The 19512-nt window shown below is 63.0% G+C and carries 21 protein-coding genes; 10 read left to right on the top strand and 11 right to left on the bottom strand.

Annotated elements, in window-relative coordinates:
* Positions 1–143 precede the first annotated feature (143 nt).
* The 3 genes from ABHM97_RS12900 to ABHM97_RS12890 are packed head-to-tail and all read right to left on the bottom strand — an operon-like array spanning position 144 to position 3730.
* Positions 144–515, bottom strand: a complete 372-nt coding sequence (locus ABHM97_RS12900) for a hypothetical protein (RefSeq protein WP_349470992.1) — start codon at positions 513–515, stop codon at positions 144–146.
* Entirely contained in the window at positions 512–3088 is a 2577-nt protein-coding gene (locus ABHM97_RS12895; protein WP_349470991.1) for an RHS repeat-associated core domain-containing protein, read from the bottom strand. Before ABHM97_RS12895 ends, ABHM97_RS12900 begins: the two co-directional genes overlap by 4 nt.
* Before the next feature lie 27 nt (positions 3089–3115).
* Positions 3116–3730, bottom strand: a complete 615-nt coding sequence (locus ABHM97_RS12890; RefSeq protein WP_349470990.1) for an RHS repeat domain-containing protein — start codon at positions 3728–3730, stop codon at positions 3116–3118.
* A 46-nt stretch (positions 3731–3776) separates the two neighbouring features.
* Here ABHM97_RS12890 and ABHM97_RS12885 point away from each other — a divergent pair, with 46 nt between their 5' ends.
* Positions 3777–4349 (top strand): GNAT family N-acetyltransferase, encoded by a 573-nt coding sequence (locus ABHM97_RS12885; protein WP_349470988.1) that lies wholly within the window; start codon positions 3777–3779, stop codon positions 4347–4349.
* Here the strand turns inward: ABHM97_RS12885 and ABHM97_RS12880 are convergent.
* Positions 4342–5109, bottom strand: coding sequence for an IclR family transcriptional regulator (locus tag ABHM97_RS12880; protein ID WP_349470986.1), 768 nt, complete (start codon positions 5107–5109; stop codon positions 4342–4344). The genes ABHM97_RS12885 and ABHM97_RS12880 overlap by 8 nt on opposite strands.
* 176 nt (positions 5110–5285) lie before the next feature.
* On the opposite strand from ABHM97_RS12880, the gene ABHM97_RS12875 reads away from it, so the two are divergent.
* From ABHM97_RS12875 to ABHM97_RS12865, 3 genes are read left to right on the top strand one after another with little or no spacing between them, the layout of a single operon-like run.
* Positions 5286–6002 carry a CoA transferase subunit A gene (locus ABHM97_RS12875; protein WP_349470984.1) on the top strand — a complete coding sequence of 239 codons (717 nt, stop codon included), beginning with the start codon at positions 5286–5288 and terminating at the stop codon, positions 6000–6002.
* Between the two features lie 23 nt (positions 6003–6025).
* The gene (locus ABHM97_RS12870; protein WP_349470983.1) at positions 6026–6727 is read left to right on the top strand and encodes a CoA transferase subunit B; all 702 of its coding nucleotides are present in this window, start codon (positions 6026–6028) and stop codon (positions 6725–6727) included.
* Positions 6724–7938 (top strand): acetyl-CoA acetyltransferase, encoded by a 1215-nt coding sequence (locus tag ABHM97_RS12865; RefSeq protein WP_349470982.1) that lies wholly within the window; start codon positions 6724–6726, stop codon positions 7936–7938. The genes ABHM97_RS12870 and ABHM97_RS12865 overlap by 4 nt, the downstream gene beginning before the upstream one ends.
* Here ABHM97_RS12865 and ABHM97_RS12860 read toward each other — a convergent pair.
* Together ABHM97_RS12860 and ABHM97_RS12855 are read right to left on the bottom strand one after the other, a co-directional pair.
* A complete protein-coding gene (locus tag ABHM97_RS12860; RefSeq protein WP_349470980.1) occupies positions 7935–8624 on the bottom strand; it encodes an ankyrin repeat domain-containing protein in 690 nt (229 codons plus the stop codon). The two genes, ABHM97_RS12865 and ABHM97_RS12860, sit on opposite strands and share 4 nt — an antisense overlap.
* A 2-nt stretch (positions 8625–8626) precedes the next feature.
* Positions 8627–9202 carry a GlcG/HbpS family heme-binding protein gene (locus tag ABHM97_RS12855; RefSeq protein WP_349470979.1) on the bottom strand — a complete coding sequence of 192 codons (576 nt, stop codon included), beginning with the start codon at positions 9200–9202 and terminating at the stop codon, positions 8627–8629.
* A 194-nt stretch (positions 9203–9396) separates the two neighbouring features.
* On the opposite strand from ABHM97_RS12855, the gene ABHM97_RS12850 reads away from it, so the two are divergent.
* Genes ABHM97_RS12850 through ABHM97_RS12830 form a run of 5 tightly spaced genes read left to right on the top strand, consistent with a single transcriptional unit; the run spans position 9397 to position 13608 of the window.
* Positions 9397–10605, top strand: a complete 1209-nt coding sequence (locus ABHM97_RS12850; RefSeq protein ID WP_349470977.1) for a sensor histidine kinase — start codon at positions 9397–9399, stop codon at positions 10603–10605.
* Positions 10602–11228, top strand: a complete 627-nt coding sequence (locus ABHM97_RS12845; RefSeq protein ID WP_257370135.1) for a response regulator — start codon at positions 10602–10604, stop codon at positions 11226–11228. The genes ABHM97_RS12850 and ABHM97_RS12845 overlap by 4 nt, the downstream gene beginning before the upstream one ends.
* Positions 11229–11255: 27 nt before the next feature.
* Complete coding sequence (locus ABHM97_RS12840) at positions 11256–11822, top strand: HdeD family acid-resistance protein (RefSeq protein ID WP_257370136.1); 567 nt, start codon at positions 11256–11258, stop codon at positions 11820–11822.
* Positions 11823–11882: 60 nt separating this feature from the next.
* A complete protein-coding gene (locus ABHM97_RS12835; protein WP_235520139.1) occupies positions 11883–12689 on the top strand; it encodes an exodeoxyribonuclease III in 807 nt (268 codons plus the stop codon).
* A gap of 34 nt (positions 12690–12723) precedes the next feature.
* Positions 12724–13608 carry a DUF8083 family protein gene (locus tag ABHM97_RS12830; RefSeq protein ID WP_235520140.1) on the top strand — a complete coding sequence of 295 codons (885 nt, stop codon included), beginning with the start codon at positions 12724–12726 and terminating at the stop codon, positions 13606–13608.
* Here ABHM97_RS12830 and ABHM97_RS12825 read toward each other — a convergent pair.
* The 4 genes from ABHM97_RS12825 to ABHM97_RS12810 form a co-directional block, all read right to left on the bottom strand.
* Positions 13605–14669, bottom strand: a complete 1065-nt coding sequence (locus ABHM97_RS12825) for a LacI family DNA-binding transcriptional regulator (RefSeq protein WP_235520141.1) — start codon at positions 14667–14669, stop codon at positions 13605–13607. The genes ABHM97_RS12830 and ABHM97_RS12825 overlap by 4 nt on opposite strands.
* A 112-nt stretch (positions 14670–14781) precedes the next feature.
* The gene (locus ABHM97_RS12820) at positions 14782–15747 is read right to left on the bottom strand and encodes a carbohydrate ABC transporter permease (protein WP_235520142.1); all 966 of its coding nucleotides are present in this window, start codon (positions 15745–15747) and stop codon (positions 14782–14784) included.
* Entirely contained in the window at positions 15744–16709 is a 966-nt protein-coding gene (locus ABHM97_RS12815) for a carbohydrate ABC transporter permease (protein WP_235520143.1), read from the bottom strand. The genes ABHM97_RS12820 and ABHM97_RS12815 overlap by 4 nt, the downstream gene beginning before the upstream one ends.
* A gap of 95 nt (positions 16710–16804) precedes the next feature.
* A complete protein-coding gene (locus ABHM97_RS12810) occupies positions 16805–18148 on the bottom strand; it encodes an ABC transporter substrate-binding protein (protein WP_349470976.1) in 1344 nt (447 codons plus the stop codon).
* A gap of 247 nt (positions 18149–18395) precedes the next feature.
* Here ABHM97_RS12810 and ABHM97_RS12805 point away from each other — a divergent pair, with 247 nt between their 5' ends.
* Complete coding sequence (locus ABHM97_RS12805; RefSeq protein ID WP_235520145.1) at positions 18396–18797, top strand: helix-turn-helix domain-containing protein; 402 nt, start codon at positions 18396–18398, stop codon at positions 18795–18797.
* Positions 18798–18809: 12 nt separating this feature from the next.
* Here ABHM97_RS12805 and ABHM97_RS12800 read toward each other — a convergent pair whose 3' ends face one another.
* Positions 18810–19448 (bottom strand): DNA alkylation repair protein, encoded by a 639-nt coding sequence (locus ABHM97_RS12800; protein WP_349471085.1) that lies wholly within the window; start codon positions 19446–19448, stop codon positions 18810–18812.
* Positions 19449–19512 lie beyond the last annotated feature (64 nt).

The raw sequence follows: 19512 nt of genomic DNA, 5'->3' as shown, positions 1-19512 counted from the left end.
TCGCTCTACGGCCGATCTGAGACGTCCAGGGTTATTACACGAGGAAGAAGAACTTGGACGGATCTCTCGCTGGAGAAAGCACCCAAGTTTTCCTGAAAGAGTGGCCTTTAGGCATACATATCGACGAGCGTGATCGTTAGAATTCAGGACTCATTCCAGATCATTGCTGCGAACCAGTCAGCTGTCATTGACCTCATTTCGATGTCTCCCTCCGGTTCGGTGACGCACAAAAGGGCGCGGGCCGTTCTACCTTCCCGGGTCTTCAAGTCAAAGCCCTTAGGGAACGAGTCCAGATAGTCCCAAGTTCCTAGTTTCGCCCCCTCTAAATCATCGGCGCTGAGGGCGTTGTCGCCGTTCCAATAGGCCTGAGCGGTCTGCAGGAAGGATTCGATCTCCGGCGGAATGGGAAGAACCGACAGATGCTGAAGCAGCACCTTCATCAGTCCATGCCATTCATCGATGTCTTCCGTAATTGATGTCGCTTTAGCAGCTGCTAGAAGCTCCACGCTGTTCAATATTTCACTCCAAACTGGTCCAACACGTTCTTACATCCGGAGCATACGACCTTTGGCAACTTGTGACCAGGATTCGAGTTGCCGATAGCGACAGCACGGATCCAACTACCGTTGAGGTCGAGGTTTGCATCCACAGCCTGGCTGAGGCAACCCAGCTCGGCGCATTCACCATGCCAACCCATTTGTTGCTTCTTGGGTACAGCATCTACGGCTTGTTGCACTAGCGGGTTGAGAGTTCGATCTGCTCCACCCGTGGAGATGTCCGTTATGACTTGACCGCCCACATGCAATTCCGCGGCCGCGCCCGTCTGGCGTCCTGCCTTCAAAGCTGCTTCTGCCGCTTCTTCCGCTGTTCTCAGAACGGTTGATTCTGCTGCGCCTTTGATTGCGCCGCCCACGCCTGGGATTTTGCCCCCGATCATTCCAGCGGCGAGGTCTGTACCACCGTGAGCGGCTAGCTCTTCCGGAGTGAAGTCACCTCGTTTATCGATGGCCCATCCGCCCGTCGAGAAGATTGCTCCAGCAAGGGCTCCACCTGCTATGCAGCCGATGACTGCGGTGAAGAGACAAATACCGATACCGAGAGCGATTCCAACTGCTGTTCCGATGCCTTCGGCAGTGAATTTGATGCCTGTGGCTTCGGCTTGTTGCATGCTCGGGAATCCGCCGATGGCGCCCATGTCGGCGCCTTCCCATATGTCGGTGTTGCCGGGTGCTGGCGCGATCGTGCCTTCGAAGGGAATGGGTGGTTCTACGACTCTGTCGTTGCGGGGTGTTGGTTCGATGCCTCCCGGGTGGATGCCGCCGTTGTCCTGCTGGCAGTCGCATGTTGGCCTGAGCCCGGATGGGTCTGAGGCGTTGATGACGTTGCCGAAGGCGTAGGTGTAGGGGGTGAATCCTCGTTGGTCTTCGGTGTTGAGGATGGGGTCGGGTGCGGTGAAGATGCCGGTGACGGGATCGAGTTCGCGGGCTCCGAGGTGGGTGAGGGTGCTGACGGTGTCGTCGAGTCCTGAGATGTAGCCGTTGACGGCACCGAATCCGGCTGGGTTAGCTGCGTTGGAGCCCACCCCTGCGGTTGTTGGGGGTGCGGTTGTGTAGGTGTTGTTGGCTGTTGCTGTTGCGTTGGCCCTTCTGGCTAGCCCGAGGGGGTCTGTGTAGCGGGTGAGGGTGGTGATTGGCCCGGTACCGGTGGTGGGTATGGTCAAGGTTTGGGTGGTGTTGATGCTGTCACCAACCAGGAATGTCAGTTTCGTGCCGCTGGCAGTGGCGGTGCGTTGGGCCACTGTCTTTCCCGCGAATGAGTATGTGCTAGTAGCGGTGCTTGTCGGCGTGGCGGCTGAGCTGGTGTGTGCTGTTACCGACCCGAGCGTCACCGTGGTACCGCTTCCGTCCTTGACGCCCACGAGGTTGCCTGAGGCGTCGTAGTACCTTTTCCCTGCCACGCTTGCGACGGCGGTGTTTGCCGAGGCCGGGGTGCCGGCTCCCGCGCCGGGGTTAGGGTTGGCGGGTACTTTACTGGTGCCTGTTGTGGTGTCCAGGCGCCCGTCGGGTGTGTAGGTGAGGGTTTGGGTGGCACGGTTGGTCATGCGCCCTGCCGCGTCCCAGGTGAAGCTTTGGGTGAGCGGTGTTCCTGTGGCGGGGGTGGAGACTATTTGTTGGACGCGGTGGGGTCCTGCTGTTCCTGCGGCAGGGTAGGTGTAGTTTTCGGTGACTGCTAGGGCGCCGGTGGCGTCGAATCGTTTGACTTGGGATCGGTCGCCGGCTGGTGTGTAGGTGTAGGTCTGTGCGTAGGGTGCGGCTCCGCCGAGTCCTGTGACATTTGTTGATGCCGCCGTGGGGGCGGATGTGCAGTTCGTGTTCGCTGTCGGTGCGGGTGTCCAAACGGCGGCCAGGCGTGAGGCGTGGTCGTAGGTGTAGCACTGGTAGTCCGTGGCGGTTGACGCGCGGCTCGGGAACGAGAGTTCGCGGGCGGTGATTTTGCCTGCTTCGTTGTAGGTGTAGCGGGTTTTTCCGAGGTCTGAGATGACGTTGCGGGTGGTGTTGGTTGCCCATTGGTCTGTTAGTCGACCTGTTGTCGCGTCCCAGGTGAAGAAGTTCTCGTTGGTTCCGGTGGTGTTGCCGGTTCCGGTGGTGTTCTTGTCGAACTGCTGGAAGGAGGTGATCTTGTCCAGGTGGGAGCGTTGGGTGTTGGCGGCGAATCGGTCGAGGTTCCCGTTCCACAGGGAACCCTGGTTGTCGCAGTCGTCGTACGCGGAGGTGAGGGTTTCCGTGGGCATGGCCCCGACGGCGGGTAGTTTCTCCTGTCGTATTTGCCCGGTGTTGGTGAACACGCGTGTGGTCGTGTAGGAACCGGCGTAGGGATCCAGCCCGGCCGGGAGGGTGACGGTTGTGGTGGTGGGCTGGTAGGCGGCGTTGTAGCCGGAGAAGGTGGTCACAACTGGCTGGGCCAGGCCGGGCGCGTTATAGCGGGTGGCCGATGAGAGCTGGCCTTTGCCTTTGAGGGTATCGGTGTCGTAGATGGACCGTTCCAGGATCATGGCTGCGCCGCCGGCAGGGGTGACAGTTTTTTCCACGACCCGGTCGACGTCGTCGTAGGTGAACTAAGTAACGGCACCCGTTGCGTCCGTTGTGGTCAGGGTGCGTCCGGTTGTGTCGTAGGTGGTGGATCGGGCTCCGGCGTCGGGGTCATTCGCTGCGGTTTCCCGGCCGGCGGCGTCGAATGTCCAGGACCAGGCGTTCCCGACAGTGTCGGTCATGCCTTTGAGCCGGCCGAGGGCGTCGTACTGGTACGTGGCCACATCAGAGGCGCCCGTTGCTGCTGGGCCGTGGAAGTTTTTCCGGGTCTCTGTCTTGCCGTTGAGGTTTTTGATGGTGGTAACGGCTGCTTCGTTGCCTGGTCCGGTGACTGTTGTGGTGTCGGCTCCTGTGTAGCTCATCTGGGTTGTCCAGAGAAGGTTGTTGTCGTTAGCCAAGTCCCTGATAGCGGTGGGACGTTGCGCGCCGTCGTAAAGGTATTCGGTGGAGGACGGGACGGCCATGGACGGGATTTTCAGTACACCGTCAGGCCCGTCGGCGAGGTAGTAGTCGTTGTTGACCTTGGATTTGTCGCCGCGGGAGTCATACCAGGTGTCGGTAGCGATGGTGCCGTCACCTTTGAAGTAACTCGGCTGATACGGCGCGCTCGACCGAGGCGATGATGGTGTGAACGCTAACAAACCAATTTCTCTGGCGGAGCACCAACCCCGATGGCAGGATGGGCGGATGGCTATCGAAGTTCGCCCCGCCACGGTGTTCGATGACGTCAGGACCATGGTGGGACCCAAGAACCCCGGCTCCAATGTGTGCTGGTGCCTGAGCTACCGCATCCCATCCAAGCTGAACCTGAGCCTCCAACGCGAAGAGCGCGGCGCGTACGTTGAGAAGCTGGTCGCCGAGGATCCTCCGCCCGGGGTTTTGGCGTACGACGGCGACGAGGTGGTTGGGTGGGCGGCCGTCCACCCGCGTGCGGACACCAGTTTCGCGACAAACCGGAAGATCCCGCATGCGGACAAGACCGACGTGTGGTCCGTGTGGTGCATCCGGGTACGGCCCGGGCATCGGGGAAAGGGCATCTCGCACGAACTCCTGCGCGGAGCCATAGACTTCGCGAAGGCCCACGGTGCCCCTGTTTTGGAGGGCTACCCCGTAGACAACAAGGGCGGAAAAGTGGATCTGACCATGGCCTACGTGGGCACACGGAGGCTGTTCGAGAAGGCCGGCTTCAAGAAGGTCGCAGAAACCACCTCCGTACTCAATGGCTTCCCCAGAGTGTTGATGCGGCTGGAGCTCAGCTAGTTCCTTGCAACCGTGCGGTCATCCTGTGCGCTTCCTCCAGCAGCAGCTTTCCCAGGTATTCCTGGCGCTCAGGGCGGAAACGGGGTTCGATTCCGGTCAGGGACAACGCCCAGGCTGGGCGGTCGTGCTGGTCGAAGACCGCCGCCCCCATCCCCCAACTGCCTTCGAGGATCAAGCCCGGATTCACTGAATACCCGGCCAGCCTTGTTTGCTCCAGGTTCTTCCGCACCACATCAGCGGGGTGACCGACAGCGAAGTCGCCCGCGTGCACCGTCCATTCCGCCAGCAGCGCTTCCTGTTCTTCGGCGGGCAGGAAGGCCAGGATCGCCGTTCCCGCGGAGGCGACGCCCAAGGGAAACCGCACACCTTCATGGAGCACGAACGACCGTACCGGGAACGAGCCTTCCTCCCGCAGCACACAGACAGTTTCGTTGCCGCGCCGGATGGAGAAGAACGCGCTCTCGCCCGTCTCGGTAGCCAGCCTGCGAAGGGATGGGCGGGCGATGTCCTCCATGGGGAAACGGGCAGCTGCAACAGAGCCGAGCAGGAAGATCTCGGGCCCGAGCACCCACTTTCCTGAGGACGAATCATGTTCCAGGAAGCCCTCGGCGGCCAGCGACGTCAGCAGCCGGTGAACCGTTGGCCGGGTGAGCCCTGATTCGCGGACCAGCCCGGCCAAGGACGTGCCTTCTGGCTTGCGCCCAACCAGGCGGAGCAGTTCCGCGACCCTGCCCACTACCTGCGCTCCCTGCACTGCCACGATGCCTCCTGCATAGAATTCATCCACATTATGGACAGGCCCAAGTGTAGCGTCCACACCGTGAGTAACGCGAAGAGAGCGCTCTTGACCGGCCCGAAGAGCCGAACCTAGGCTCCTACCCAAGAGGTCAACAGTCCACAAAGTGGAAGCCAATCACACTCAATGAGGAGTTCCCCGTGTCCAAGATCCACGCGAGCGCAACCCAAGCGCTCCATGACCTCATGGCAGATGGCCTGACCATCGCCGTCGGAGGTTTTGGCCTGAGCGGTATCCCCGCAGACCTGATCGACGCCGTCCGCGAGTCGGGCGCGAAGGACCTGACCATCGTCTCCAACAACATGGGCGTGGACGGCAAGGGCCTGGGCGTGCTGATCGAGGCGGGGCAGGTCCGGAAAGTCATCGCATCCTATGTTGGCGAGAACAAGCTCTTCGCCGAGCAGTACCTGGCCGGAGAGCTGGAGGTTGAGTTCACGCCGCAGGGCACGCTTGCGGAGCGTCTTCGCGCTGGCGGCGCCGGGATCCCGGCTTTCTACACGCGGACCGGGGTGGGCACCTTGGTTGCCGAAGGCAAACCGTTGGAAGAGTTCGACGGCGTGACGTACGTCCGCGAGCGCGCCATCACCGCCGACGTCGCGCTGGTCCACGCCCATACGGCGGATACGGACGGCAACCTGATCTACCGCTATACAGCCCGGAACTTCAACCCGGTGGTTGCCACCGCGGGTGCGGTGACCATCGCCGAAGCGGAGGTGATCGTCCAGCCGGGGCAGCTCGACCCCAACCACATCATCACCCCGGGCGTCTACGTCCAGCGGTTGGTGCAGGCAAGCAACAGGGTCAAGGACATTGAGCAGCGCACGGTCCGCCAGCGCCTTGAAACCGCAGCCGTCTAAGAAGACAGAAGGAGCACAACACCATGGCATGGACACGGGACCAAATGGCCGCGATTGCGGCCGAAGAATTGAACGACGGCGACTACGTCAACCTCGGCATCGGCATCCCCACATTGGTAGCCAACAACCTGCCCGACGGCGTCCGGGTGATCCTTCAGAGCGAGAACGGCCTGCTCGGAATGGGCCCGTTCCCGTACGAGGGCGAGGAAGACGCGGACCTCATCAACGCCGGGAAGCAAACGGTGACCATCACCCCGGGCGGCAGCATTTTCGACTCCGCCACCTCGTTCGGCATGATCCGCGGCGGCCACGTGAAGGTGGCCATCCTGGGTGCCATGCAGGTGTCCGGCGGCGGCGACCTCGCCAACTGGACCATCCCCGGCAAGATGGTCAAGGGCATGGGCGGTGCGATGGACCTGGTTGCCGGGACCCCGCGCGTCGTGGTCCTCACCGAGCACAACGCCAAGGACGGCTCGGCCAAGATCGTCACCAACTGCACCCTCCCGCTCACGGGGCTTAACTGCGTGGACAGGATCATCACGGACCTCGCCGTATTCGATATAGCCCCCGAAACAGCAACGCACGACGGCGGCACCCGCCTCGTGTTGACCCGTCTCGCCCCAGGCGTCACCGTGGAAGAGATCCGGAGCAAGACGGACGCAGGGTTCACTGTGGCGCTGGACGAAGACGCGAAGGAAAACACCCTCGAAGGAGCCAACGCATGAGCCTGCAAGACCAGTTCGGTAAGGACATCCTGCTCACAGGGTGGGGCCACAGCAAGTTCGGCAAGCTGACGGATGACACCCTGGAATCGCTGATCGTCCACGTGGCAGGCGAAGCCATCCGGAACTCCGGCTTGGACCCCAAGGACATCGACGAAATCTACCTGGGCCAGTTCAACTCGGGCATGCAGCCGCTGGGCTTCACATCGTCCCTGGCCCTCCAGCTCTCCCCGGACCTCGCCAACGTCCCCGCGACCCGTATTGAGAACGCCTGCGCTTCCGGCTCTGCCGCATTCCAGCAGGGAGTCAAGGCCGTGCTCGCCGGAACCGCCCGCAACGTCCTGGTGATCGGTGCCGAAAAGATGACCGACGCCGGAGCCGACGTCGTGGGAGCGGCCCTGCTCGGCGCTTCCTACGAGATGGCCGGCAAGGCATCATCCACCGGTTTCACGGGCCTCTTCGCTGATGTCGCCAAGCACTACGAAAAGCGCTACGGCGCCGGGGTAAACGGCCCCGGCTTCGAGAACGGCCTTGGCGATGTCCTTGGTTCCATCGCCGCCAAGAACCACCGCAACGGCATGGACAACCCTTACGCCCAGATGCACCGGGACTTCGGCGAGGAGTTCTGCCGGACCATTTCGGACAAGAACCCCATGGTGGCGGAGCCCTTGCGCCGCACCGACTGTTCGCCGGTCTCCGACGGCGCTGCCGCCGTCGTGCTGTCCACCAACGCCACCGGAGGCGCAACCGCTCCCGTGCGCCTGGCGGGTTTCGGCCACGCGAATGATTTCTTCCCGGCCGAGAAGCGCGATCCCACGGAGTTCGCCGCCACCAGGGCGTCCTGGGAGCGCGCGTTCGCCATGGCCGGCGTCGGAATTGATGGCCTGGACTTCGCCGAAGTGCACGACTGCTTCACCATCGCCGAGCTCATCATGTACGAAGCCATGGGCCTGGCTCCGCGCGGCGAGGGTTCCCGCGCCATCCAGGAAGGGTGGGTATATAAGGACGGCAAACTTCCCATCAACGTTTCCGGTGGCCTGAAGGCGAAGGGCCACCCCGTAGGCGCCACCGGCGTGTCCCAGCACGTCATCGCGGCCATGCAGCTCACGGGTACCGCTGGCGACATGCAGCTTCCCAACGCCCGTCGGGGGGCCGTGCAGAACATGGGCGGCGTGGGCATCGCGAACTACGTGAGCGTGCTGGAAGCTCTCTAACCCCGGATCAACGCCGCGATCTCCTTGAATCCGAGCCGCTCTGCGTTCTGCAGGGCGGTTCGGCCTTGGGGGTCGCGGATGTCCGGGTTCGCTCCGGCCTCAAGCAGCTGCCGCACCACGTCCTGCTGGTTAGGGCCGCCGTTGTTAAGCAGGATGGCTTCCTGCATGGCTGTCCACCCCAGATTGTTGACGTGGTCCACTGGTACACCCGCGGCGATCAGGATCCGAACGGTTTCCGTGTGCCCGTGTTCGCTCGCCGGAGTCAGGGCCGTGCCGCCGTACCGGTTGAGGCTGCGCACGTCCGCCCCGGCGGCCAAGGTGAGCTGGAGAACCTCGTTGAAACCCTCTGCCCCCGCGTAGAGGAACGCGGAGTCCTGGATTCCGTCCTTGGCGTTGACGTTTCCGCCCGCTGCGATGAGCTCCCGCACCCGCGCAGGATCGTTGGCTTTCGCGGCCAGGATGAGGAGTCGGTCGGTTTCCATCTGGGCCTCCGGGGACAATTTGGGCGGCGTTGCCTGGGCAGCAAACGACGACGGGACAGGGCTGGCGCTCGACGGCGACGCGGAAGCGGGGGCTGTCTGCGACGCGCCAGGTGAGGCTGGGCTGGAAGGCGACGTTCCGGCCGTCGTACATCCCGCCAGCAGCCCGACCATCAGCAACCCAACCCCCGCCATCCGCTTTTTCATGGCTACTTCGCTGCCTCGGCCAAGGCATCCGCACCGGCGGTAGCGCAGGCTTCGTCGAGGGCACCGTCAGGGGCACCGCCGACGCCGATTCCCGCTACCGAGACGCCGTTCACCTTCAGCGGCACGCCGCCGGACAGGAAGAGGGTGCCCGGGAGGTCGGCGATCGAGGGGCCGTTGCCGTTGACGCGCTTGGCAAGCTCACTGGTGGGTGCACCGAACGCGGCAGCCGTGTAGGCCTTCTGCTTGGCGGCTTCGATGGTGTGCTCGGCGGCGTTGTCACCGCGGAGGATGGCCTGGACCGTGCCGAAACGGTCCACCAGTGCGACGGTCACGAACGGCAGCTTGTCCGCCTGGCACTTGGCGAGCGCAGCGTTGACGGCCTTGCTCGAGGCACCCACTGTGATGCGGTTCTGGGCAACCACGTTCTCCGGTGCGGGCTGGACGTCAGCCGGGGCCTTTGCCTCGACGGCGGCGGGGGCGGCAGCCGGAGTTACGGCGTTGGCCACAGCCGTGGCGCCACCGGTGAGCAACAATGCTCCAGCAGCGGCAACGGCAATCATCTTGTTGGACTTCTTCACGGCAATCTCCTTGTAGTCAGCGTCGGTACACCTCCATGCTCCCGGGGCGGAGCCTGCGCCACATCGGCCCGAAGAAGCCCCCGGACTCATACTTTCCGCGGGCCGTATCAGCCAAAAGGTGGAGAGACCAACACCCCTGCGGGCACCTAGCATGGAAAGAACGCCTTCAAGGGAAACGGAAACCGGAACCGACCATGCCAACTGCCCCTCCACAGCCCGCACCAGGCGGCCGGATCGGCCGGATCGATGGCCGCATCGATGCCGTGGTCCACCTCGGCTTTGCTGTGCTCATGGTGGCGTCCGGGGTCCGCTACGTCATGCGCCACTCCCCTGCGGACAACCTGTGGACGGTGGCCCTGGCCGCGGCGGTTTGCGTGCTGTACGCAGTCACAGCGGTCCTGGCCGGCCCCCGCCTGCCGGGCCACCCCAACAGGCCATGGATGTTCGCGCTGCTGGCCGCCTGGGCTGTGTTGGTTATTGTCGCCCCAAGCTTTGCGTGGTGCTCCTTCGCGATCTTCTTCCTGGCCCGCACGGCTTTCCGCGGCTGGGCAGGATACCTGGCAGGCGGCGCGACGGCGGCGGCCACCGCCGTCGGGCTCTTCCGCATGAGCGACTGGACGGACGTCGCAATGCTGCTCGGCCCGCTTGCCGCGGGGGTGCTTTTGACCCTCATCTACGACAAGATCGAGCGCGACGCCGCCCTCCAAAAGAAGCTCTTCGACGACGTCTCGCAAGCCCAGGAGCAGCTCGCCGCACGTGAACGGGAAGCCGGGATCGCCACGGAACGCCAGCGTGTTTCCCGCGAAATCCACGACACCGTCACCCAAGGGCTCGCCAGCAGCCTGCTGCTCCTGGAAGCAGCCCAGCGTTCCTGGCCAGCCGAAGCCGCCCAGGCCGATGTGCTCCACGCAGCCGGACTGCTGCGGCGGAACCTCGCCGACACCCGCAGCCTGGTCCATGAACTCTCGGTCCCTGGCCTGGAATCCGGGCCCCTTCCCGAAGCCCTCGAACACGCAGCACGCCAATACGTGGACACCATCCGGGTCCAGGTCACCGGCGAGCCGCGGCCGCTTCCCAACGAGGTGCGTCACGCCCTGCTCCGGGTTACCCAAAGCGCCGTGGCCAACATCAACCTCCATGCCCACGCGGAGCACGCCAGCGTCACTCTCGGCTACCTCCCGGACGCCGTCACCTTGGACGTGTTCGACGACGGCCGCGGCTTCGATCCCGGATCGGTACCTCCGCCGTCGCCAAGCGGAGGTTACGGGTTGCGGGCCATGAGGCAACGCGTGGAGCAGTTGGGCGGAGAATTGTCCGTGGAGAGCACGCCCGGCGAGGGCACCATCATCGCCGCGCAACTGCCCTTGCCGGCTGCCGGCACCGAGACGAAGGAACGCCGATGAGCACCATTTCCGTGCTGCTCGTGGATGACCACACAGTCGTCCGGAGCGGGCTCAAGGCGCTGCTGGGCACCCAAGCCGATATCGCCGTCGTCGGTGAAGCGGCATCAGGCGAAGAAGCGCTGGAAGCCGCCCAACAGCACCAACCCGCGGTGGTCCTCATGGACCTGGCCATGGGCGCCGGAATGGATGGCATCGAGGCAATCAAGCAACTGCGCCAACGCACTCCCCACCAGGCGATCATCGTGTTCACCACCTACGATTCCGATGCCGACATTGTCCGCGCCGTCGATGCCGGAGCGATGGGGTATTTGCTGAAGGACGCGGCACCCGAGGAGATCTTCGCCGCCGTCCGCGGGGCTGTGCAGGGAAAGAGCGTCATGTCAGCTCCCGTTGCCTCGCGGCTGTTCCAACAACTGCGTCATCCGGACGAGATCCTCACCCCGCGCGAAGCGGAACTGCTCAGCCTGTTGACCCAGGGGCTCAGCAACCGTGACCTGGGCAAACGCCTCTTCATTTCCGAAGCAACAGTGAAAACCCACCTCGCGCACATCTACGCAAAACTGGGCGTCGAAACCCGTGCGGCGGCCATCGCCACGGCCATCCGGCGCGAGGGGATGCGGTAACCCGCGGTGGTTGGTTACGCTGACCCTATGTCGGACACAGCGGATCGCAGAATGTTCAAGACCCCGGGAACTGCTTTGCTGGTCCGGGGAGCCCTCGCAATCGTTTTTGGCCTGCTGATCCTGGTGTTGCCAAGTGCCACTACCTTCGTGGTGGTGGTCATGTTCGGATTCTTCGCGATCATTGACGGCATCACCAGTGTGGCCCATTACTTCTACGACCCCGCAGGCCGGTCGCGCTGGTCCGTGGCTGGCGGTTTCATTTCCATCGCCGCCGGGATCGTGGCAATCGCCTGGCCCGGGCTGACGGCTGCGGCCATCGGTGTGCTCATCGGTTTGTGGGCTTTGGTGCTGGGCATTTCCCAGATCGTCCTGGCCCTTGCAGCGCGGACCTTCGTGCGGAGCTGGGGAATCTGGTTGCTGATCGGCTTGCTCACCACAGTGTTCGGCATCGTTGTCCTGGCCAATCCTGGGCTCGGATTGCTGGGCCTGGTAGCCATGCTGGCGGCATTCGCCATCGTGACCGGGTTGCTGCTGATCGCTTCCGGCATCGGGCTCCGCAAACTCGCCCACACGCAACCGCTGTACGGCCACTGATCCGGCGGTAAAAAGCGGTAGGGGGATGCGCTCAGCGCCAAGTTCGGTAAGTTAGTTGCTGTGAAGATAGCTACCTGGAATGTGAACTCCCTCCGTGCCCGCGCCGACCGGGTAGAAGCCTGGCTTGAGCGCAGCGACTGCGATGTCCTGGCGATCCAGGAGACCAAATGCAAGGACGAGAACTTCCCTTGGGAGCTCTTTGAACGCATGGGCTACGAGGTCGCGCACTTCGGCGTGAACCAGTGGAACGGTGTGGCCATCGCCTCCCGCGTTGGCCTGGAGGACGTGGAGCGCACCTTCCTGGACCAGCCGGCGTTTGGCAAGGCCGGCAAGGACCCCGTCCAGGAAGCCCGCGCCATCGCGGCAACCTGCGGCGGTATCCGCATCTGGAGCCTCTACGTTCCCAACGGACGCTCGCTGGATGACGAACACATGCCCTACAAGATCAAGTGGCTGGACGTCCTCCAGGGCCACGCCGCCGAATGGGTCAAGGCCGATCCGACCGCCCAGATCGCCCTCATGGGTGACTGGAACATCGCCCCGTTCGACGAGGACGTCTGGGACATCCAGCTGTTCCGCGACAACAACTTCACGCACGTCAGCGAACCCGAGCGCGCCGCATTCCACGCGTTCGAAGCGGCCGGCTTCACCGACGTCGTCCGTCCCTACACCCCGGGCCCGGGCGTCTACACATACTGGGATTACACGCAGCTTCGCTTCCCCAAGAAGGAAGGCATGCGCATCGATTTCTGCCTCGCATCACCAGCATTGGCCGCACGGGTCACCGGTGCTTCCATTGACCGGGAAGAGCGCAAAGGCAAGGGCGCCTCGGACCACGCACCGGTGATCGTGGAGCTCGCAGACTAGGCACATTCACACCGACGAAAGGGGGTGGCTGGACATGGCTGGAAACCTGTACCGGGGCCAGGCAGGGCTGCCCTTCTCGTCGTCGCTGCGCATTTACGAGCCACTCGAAGCGTTCCCGCCCGAGCAGCAGCAACAGCTCGCGGCGGCCGGCGGCAAGACAGGTTCCCGGGCCGCCGTCGAAAATGCGGAGCTCCAGGCCTCGCTGGGCCGCATCACGCGGCCCGGCGGGGATCCGTTTCCGACCGGTCGGACCGACCTCGTCCGGATGACGCGCGTGCCCGCGGGACGGCACGCCGCCCCTGATAAAGACGGGGACGACGCCGGGCGCCTGCTTTACTGCCCCAGCCAACTGGTGATTCGGGCCGGTTTGGCGGCCAACGCCCTGATGGACGGCGTGCACAGTCCACTGGCCGATCTGCTCATCCCGGTATCGCAAAGGGACAAGCACCAGGTCAGGATCGACCGCCTCAACGCCGGCGAAGGCGCCAAGCGGGTGCACACCCGTGCGTCCACGTGGGGTATCCCGTTCAGTTGGTTCTCGCTCTTTGCCGAGTCGGACCGCAAGGATGTGGTGGAAGCCGACGGGCGTATCCTGACCGTCCGGGTGTGGACGCCCCTCACCGAAGCATTGGAAAGGGCGCGTTTTGCCGTGGCCCACCTGGCTTTGGCTGCTCCCGACCTGGACATGCTGGACGACCTGACGCAACTCACGGAATGGCTGGAGCTGTTCCATGCGCAATCAATGGTGGAGCTTGATTACGGTGCCGTGGCTGACAAGGTCTATCCAGACGACTCGCCCATGGATGTCCGGCTGGGCATTGAATGCCTGGCCGAAGGTGACATGACGGGGGCTGCCGCCGCATACCGGCGCCTGGCATCACGGTGGATTCCCATCAGGCAGCTGGCACGCGCTTCCTAGCTTTGGCTTTCTCCGCTGGGTGGGGCGGTGGTCTCCCGGACGATCAACTCGTGCGGGGCAACCTGTGAATGAACAGCCCCGAAGTTGCCGTCGAGTTCGTCCAACAGCATCTTGGTGGCAAGCTCGGCCTGGTCGTCGGGGCGTTGGCCCACGGTGGTAAGGCCCAGCGACGACGAGAAATCATGGTCATCGATGCCAATGACGGACAGGTCCTGGGGCACCCGGACCCCGTGGCGGCCTGCTTCGAAGATCACGCCCATGGCCATCTCATCCGAGGAGCAGAAGATGGCTGTGGGTTTACGGCCGGGCTGGCTCCACAACCGGTTGAAAGCCTGCTGACCGCTGGCAACAGTGAAGTCCCCCCATTGGTCCCATTCCGGGCGGACTTCCAGGCCGGCGTCGGTCATGACCTCCTGGAAGGCGCGGATCCGCACCCGGGGAACGTCGAAGTTCAGGTCCGTTTCGTCGTCGCCATGGAGCAGGGCAATATCCTTGTGCCCCAGGTCCAGCAGGTGTCGCACGGCGGTGGAAGCGGCGTCGTAATCGTTGATACCGATGTACGCGCAATCCTCAACGTGACCACCCACCACTACTAACGGGATGTCGATCTTGTGGAGGTGTTCCAGTTCTTCCTCGGTCAAGGACATGCAGAGCACCAGGAGCGCATCGATTTGCTTGTAAACCATGGTGGAGCTGAACAGCCGCTCACGGTTGCTCCCGTGGCCGCCGAGGTTGAACAGGGACAAGTTGTACTTGCGGGAATGCAGTTCCCGGTCTGCGCCCTCGATGGCCTTGGAGAAGAACCAGCGGCTCACGAATGGAGCCAGGACGCCGATGGTCCGGGTGCGGCCCGTGGCCAGCCCCGAAGCCGACGACGACGCCACGTAGCCCAGCGAACTGGCCACCTCGAGGATCTTTTCGCGGGTAGCCGGGGACACCCGCGGCAAGCCCCTGACCGCCCGCGAAACAGTTGCTGTGGAGACGCCGGCCGCCATGGCGACGTCTTCGATGCTGACGCCCGTATGGCCGCCGCGTTGGGATCTACCCGTTGTTCGTGACACAGGCTCCCCTCTCCGGCCGCCGTTGCTCCGCATTTACCTTATGTGGGACTTGCCGTCTGCAGCACCCGGTTACGCAACGGCGTAATGCGCTGCGTAACCGGGGCGGCAATGGTTATCCCTTGAGACCGCCGGAAAGAAGGCCTCGCACGAAGTACCGCTGCAGGCCGAAGAAGACCAGGAGCGGGATGATGATCGAGACGAATGCAGCTGCCGGGTTCAAGTAATCCCGGGCACCGCGGGTACCGGAAATTTCGGCCAGGCGTTGGGTGATGGGAGCAACGTCCGCAGTTCCACCCGAGAACACCAGCGCCACCAGCAGGTCGTTCCAGACCCACAGGAACTGGAAGATCGCCAGCGATGCCAGTGCCGGCACGGACAGCGGCAGGATGATCCGCCAGAAGATGGTGCTGTGCCCGGCGCCGTCCACCCTTGCAGCCTCGATCACTTCACCGGGAATCTCAGAGATGAAGTTGTGGAGGAGGAAGATACCCAGCGGGAGCCCGAACATGGTGTGGGCGATCCACAGCTGTGCATACGAACCGGCAGGGAGGTGGAGCGTCTGCGTGAAGAACTGCAGCAGCGGGATCAGTGCCATCTGCAGCGGAATGATCTGCAGGGCGAAAACGAAGATGAAAAGAGCGTCGCGGCCCTTGAACTTGCCCCAGGCGAAAACGTAGGCGGCCATCGAAGCGAGCACCAGAACAAAGATGGTGACCGGGATGACGATCGCGACCGAGTTGACGAAGTACTGGGACAGGTTGGCCGACTGCGAGCCCGCGGGGGTCAGGACGTCCGCGTAGTTCTTGAACGTGAAGTCCCAGTCAACGAAGGCATTCCACCAACCGTTGGAGCGGGGCCCAACCTGCTTCGCAGCAGGACGGAACGACGTAACGAACAGGCCGAACGTGGGTACGGACCATACGACGGCGATGATGATGGCTGCCGCTGTTGCCCACTTGGAGGTGAGCTTGGTCTTGACCCGCCGCATCATCGGCTGGGCGTCCTCCGTGGGATCGGATCCAGGACGCTGCCGGGTTGCGGCCTTCGAAACCTCTTTCGGGGCTGGCGTGGCTGTCAATGGATCTCCCTTTGCTTGCGAAGGACTCGAGCGTTGTACACGACGATCGGCAGCACCATCAGGAACAGGATCAGGGCCAATGCCGCACCACGACCCGGTTCGCCGGCACGGAAGGCCTGCGTGTACATTTCGTTGGCCACAACCGAGGTGTCGTAGTTACCGGCCGTCATGGTCCGGACAATGTCGAACACCTTCAGGGTGGCGATCGTGATGGTGGTCAGGACCACCACAAGTGCTCCACGGATGCCGGGCACGGTCACGTTGCGGAACTGCTGCCAGGCATTGGCGCCGTCAAGGCGGGCCGCCTCGATAAGTTCCACCGGAACACCCTTGATGGCAGCCGAGAGAATGACCATGGCGAAACCGGTCTGGATCCAGACCATCACAACGATCAGGAAGATCGTGTTTTCCGGGGCGTCCAGGAGGAACTGCTTTGGATCCAACCCCAAGGCGTCCCTGAGGAAGTTGATGACACCGGTCTGTTCGAGGCCAGGGCCGCGGTAGTCATAGACGAGCTTCCAGATGATGCCGGCGCCCACGAAGGAGATGGCCATCGGCATGAAGACCAAGGACTTAAGGACCTTCTCACCGCGGGCCTTGTCGATGAAGACTGCGTAGGCCAGGCCGAAGCTCGTGGACAAAAGGGGGACCAGGACGGTCCAAATAACGGTGTTCCGCAGCGTGGTCAAAGCCTCAGGCTGCGTGAACATCCAGACAAAGTTGTCGAAACCATTTCCGTTGCCGCTGGCGTCCGTGAAGGCCAGCATTGACGTGCGAACCGCGGGGTACACGAGTCCCACGAGCATGAGAATACCTGCCGGTGCGAGGAAGCCGGCCACGGTGACCTTGTCCTTGACCGATTTCGGTGCCCTGTCCACCACCAACATGATGATGCCGATAATCGCCGCGAAGATCGCCAGCGCTATCACTACTTGAAGGAGTTTTCCTCCGATAAAATCCATACCCAACCTCCGGGGCGTGAGTGAATCACTGAGTTCCGGGAAAAGCGCTGCCTCCCGACCAGGCGAAACCAGGCAGGGAGGCAGCGCTTTCGTAGTTAGCTCTTAGGCCAGCTGGCTTCGATGCTGTCCGTTACCTGCTGCGAAGAGCTGCCATTGATCCAGGCAACAATGCCCTTCCAGAAGGAGTTGGAACCCACTGCACTCGGCATCAGGTCAGAGCCGTCAAACCGGAAGACAGTCTTGGGATCCTGGAGGAGCTGGATGGACTGCTTGTCCAGGGCCGACTGGGCGTTGTTCGGGTCAAGGCCCTTGTTTGCGCTGATGGCACCGCCGAGCTTCACGCGGTTGTTGGCGAAGTCTGCGCTTGCCATGAATGCCAGGTAAGCCTGGACCTCAGGGGTGTCCTTGTAAGCGCCAACGGTTTCACCGCCACCGGTGATGGCCGTGCCCTTGGACTCGTCGATGGGAGGAGTCATGAACGCCCAGACGTCACCGTCCTCGGCAACGTTGGTGCCCGCGGGCCAGTTGGATGCCTGGAACGAGGCCTGGTGGTGCATGGCGCACTGGCCATCAAGTACCGGCTGGCCGGCCTGAGCGAATGCCGTGCTCAGGATCGAGCGGGGGTCACCGAAGCCACCGTTGACGTAGTTCGGGTTGAGGAGGATGTCGCCAACCTGGTCGAATGCCTTGACGATCTTGGGGTCGTTGAAAGGAATCGTGTGGTTGACCCACTGGTCGTATACCTCGGGGCCCTGGGCGCGCAGGACAACGTCCTCGATCCAGTCAGTACCCGGCCAGCCCGTTGCTTCACCGGATTCGAACCCGGCACACCACGGCTTCATGGTCTTGTCATCGGCGATCTTCTTGGTGAGGTCCATCATCTGTGCCCACGTCTTGGGAACTTCCCAGCCCTTGTCCTTGAAGGTCTTGGGTGAGTACCAGACGTAGCCCTTGACGTTCGCGAGCATCGGGGCGCCGTAGTAGGTGCCATCCACGGTGCCGTACTTCTTCCAGTCAGGGGACCAGTTCTTGTCCACCAGGTCGGAGACGGCCTTTGGAGCGGGCTTGAGGTAGCCGGCGCGGGCCTGGGTGGCGAGAAGGCCGGGCTGCGGGAAGATCGCTACGTCAGGGGCGGTTCCGGACTGGGCGCGGACGCCAATCTGGGTCTCGAATTCCTTGCTGCCTTCGTACTTGACGGTGATGCCCGTGCACTGCTCGAACTGCTTCCAGGATTCTTCGAGGTTAGTGGCCTCGGTGTCCACGATCGTGGAGTACACCGAAACGGTCTTGCCTTCGTGCTTGCCGTACGTGTCGTAGGCGGAACAGTCGCTTGATCCGGCAGTGGATCCGCCACCTCCGCTGTTGCCGCTGCAGGCGGACATGGTAAGTGCCAGGACACCGGCGGCTGCGACCGGTAGCAGGTACTTGGTTTTCTTCATGCTAAAGACTCCTCGCTGAGTACAAGTGATTCGGCGGCGCAATTGATGTGGTGACGCTCACACTAGCGATGATTATCGCAAATATGCAAGCGCTTACACGCACCGTAACCACAACGATACAAAGCAGCCTGCCTAATTTATATCTACTCCAGTCGTGGCGCCATTGGCCCCGATATGGCGGGCGTGGAGCATGATTGCCCATTATCCGATTTGATTGCCCAATATTGCCTATGGAAAACTAAGAAGTGTGGATGAACTTGAAGCACTACAGACCATCGGCCGACTGATCAAGGAAGAACGCCTGGCGCAAGGGCTGAGCCAGGTGCAGTTGGCCAAGCAGGCTGGAACGGCCATCAAGACCGTCCGGACGCTGGAATCGGGAACCCGCCGCGCGCAGGAGATCAACCAACGCAAGCTTGAACATGCCCTGGGTTGGCGTGCCGGTTCGGTGTCCGAGGTCCTCAAAGGGAAGTCAACGTTCGCCCCGGACATGATCACCCCGGACGACATGCGCAATGCCGACGAAACCCGGCAGGGCCCACCCCGGGTCGCCGTTCCCGCTGCCCCCATCGCGCGGGCATCGCACCTTTCCGACGAGGAACTCCTCGCCGAGATCACCTACCGCATGATGCACCGCAACAGGGGCTAGCCTCCGCGGAGATCAGCCCTTGCGGCGAACCATTTCAGTGATCCAGATGGGCGCGAACGGTGACGTGCAATTGGGCGGCGTGGGATAGTCCTTGAGGACCTCCAAACGCTCACCGATGCTGAGCGCCCGGGAGCGATGCCCAGGGTGCTCGATCCCGATCTGTGCCAGGCAGTTGTTCATGGCCCACTGGAGTCGTTCCGGGGCGTCCTTCATGTCGGCCTCGATCAGGTCCAGGAGCTGGTCCAGGTCCAGGCCCTCGGGCTTCTTGACGATACGTTCGGAGGTCAGGGCCCAACCGGCGGCGGCCACCACGGGGTCCGCGTCGGAAAACCACAAGATCCGCAGTTCTTCGCAGTAGGGGCTCTTCTTGACCACATAGTTGACGAGCCAGTCGTTGACCTTCGGGGTCTTCGCTTGGCGCACCATGCTGTCCAGTTCGTCTCTGGCAAAGGCTTTCGGCCGGCAGATCAGCAAAGACAGGAGCCTGGCGGCAGTGTCTCCGGTGTTCCAAAGTTCCCGGGCCAGGTCCTGTTGCGTCTTCAGCCTCTTGGCCACGGCACGCAACTTGCTGAGATTTACTCCATGATCGTCGCCGTGTCTTTCGTTCACTTCGCGCGCACGGGGGTCCTCCAAGGCGGCCAGTTCGGCCATCACCTCATCCAGTGACGCCTCAAGCGTCTCGGTTCCGGCCACCGCGACCTCCCGTCCTGTGTGG

This window comes from Paenarthrobacter sp. CAP02 (assembly GCF_040137855.1).
GTDB lineage: Bacteria > Actinomycetota > Actinomycetes > Actinomycetales > Micrococcaceae > Arthrobacter.
Note: the sequence above shows the minus strand (reverse complement) of the source record. Positions and strands in the feature narration are given on the sequence as shown.

What these genes read in the sequence shown, in the direction of transcription:
- ABHM97_RS12885 (WP_349470988.1), top strand. Translation starts at nt 3,777, where the DNA reads ATGGCTATCGAAGTTCGCCCCGCCACGGTGTTCGATGACGTCAGGACC.
- ABHM97_RS12850 (WP_349470977.1), top strand. Translation starts at nt 9,397, where the DNA reads ATGCCAACTGCCCCTCCACAGCCCGCACCAGGCGGCCGGATCGGCCGG.
- ABHM97_RS12870 (WP_349470983.1), top strand. Translation starts at nt 6,026, where the DNA reads ATGGCATGGACACGGGACCAAATGGCCGCGATTGCGGCCGAAGAATTG.
- ABHM97_RS12865 (WP_349470982.1), top strand. Translation starts at nt 6,724, where the DNA reads ATGAGCCTGCAAGACCAGTTCGGTAAGGACATCCTGCTCACAGGGTGG.
- ABHM97_RS12845 (WP_257370135.1), top strand. Translation starts at nt 10,602, where the DNA reads ATGAGCACCATTTCCGTGCTGCTCGTGGATGACCACACAGTCGTCCGG.
- ABHM97_RS12810 (WP_349470976.1), bottom strand. Translation starts at nt 18,148, where the DNA reads ATGAAGAAAACCAAGTACCTGCTACCGGTCGCAGCCGCCGGTGTCCTG.
- ABHM97_RS12800 (WP_349471085.1), bottom strand. Translation starts at nt 19,448, where the DNA reads ATGGCCGAACTGGCCGCCTTGGAGGACCCCCGTGCGCGCGAAGTGAAC.
- ABHM97_RS12815 (WP_235520143.1), bottom strand. Translation starts at nt 16,709, where the DNA reads ATGGATTTTATCGGAGGAAAACTCCTTCAAGTAGTGATAGCGCTGGCG.
- ABHM97_RS12840 (WP_257370136.1), top strand. Translation starts at nt 11,256, where the DNA reads ATGTCGGACACAGCGGATCGCAGAATGTTCAAGACCCCGGGAACTGCT.
- ABHM97_RS12860 (WP_349470980.1), bottom strand. Translation starts at nt 8,624, where the DNA reads ATGAAAAAGCGGATGGCGGGGGTTGGGTTGCTGATGGTCGGGCTGCTG.
- ABHM97_RS12830 (WP_235520140.1), top strand. Translation starts at nt 12,724, where the DNA reads ATGGCTGGAAACCTGTACCGGGGCCAGGCAGGGCTGCCCTTCTCGTCG.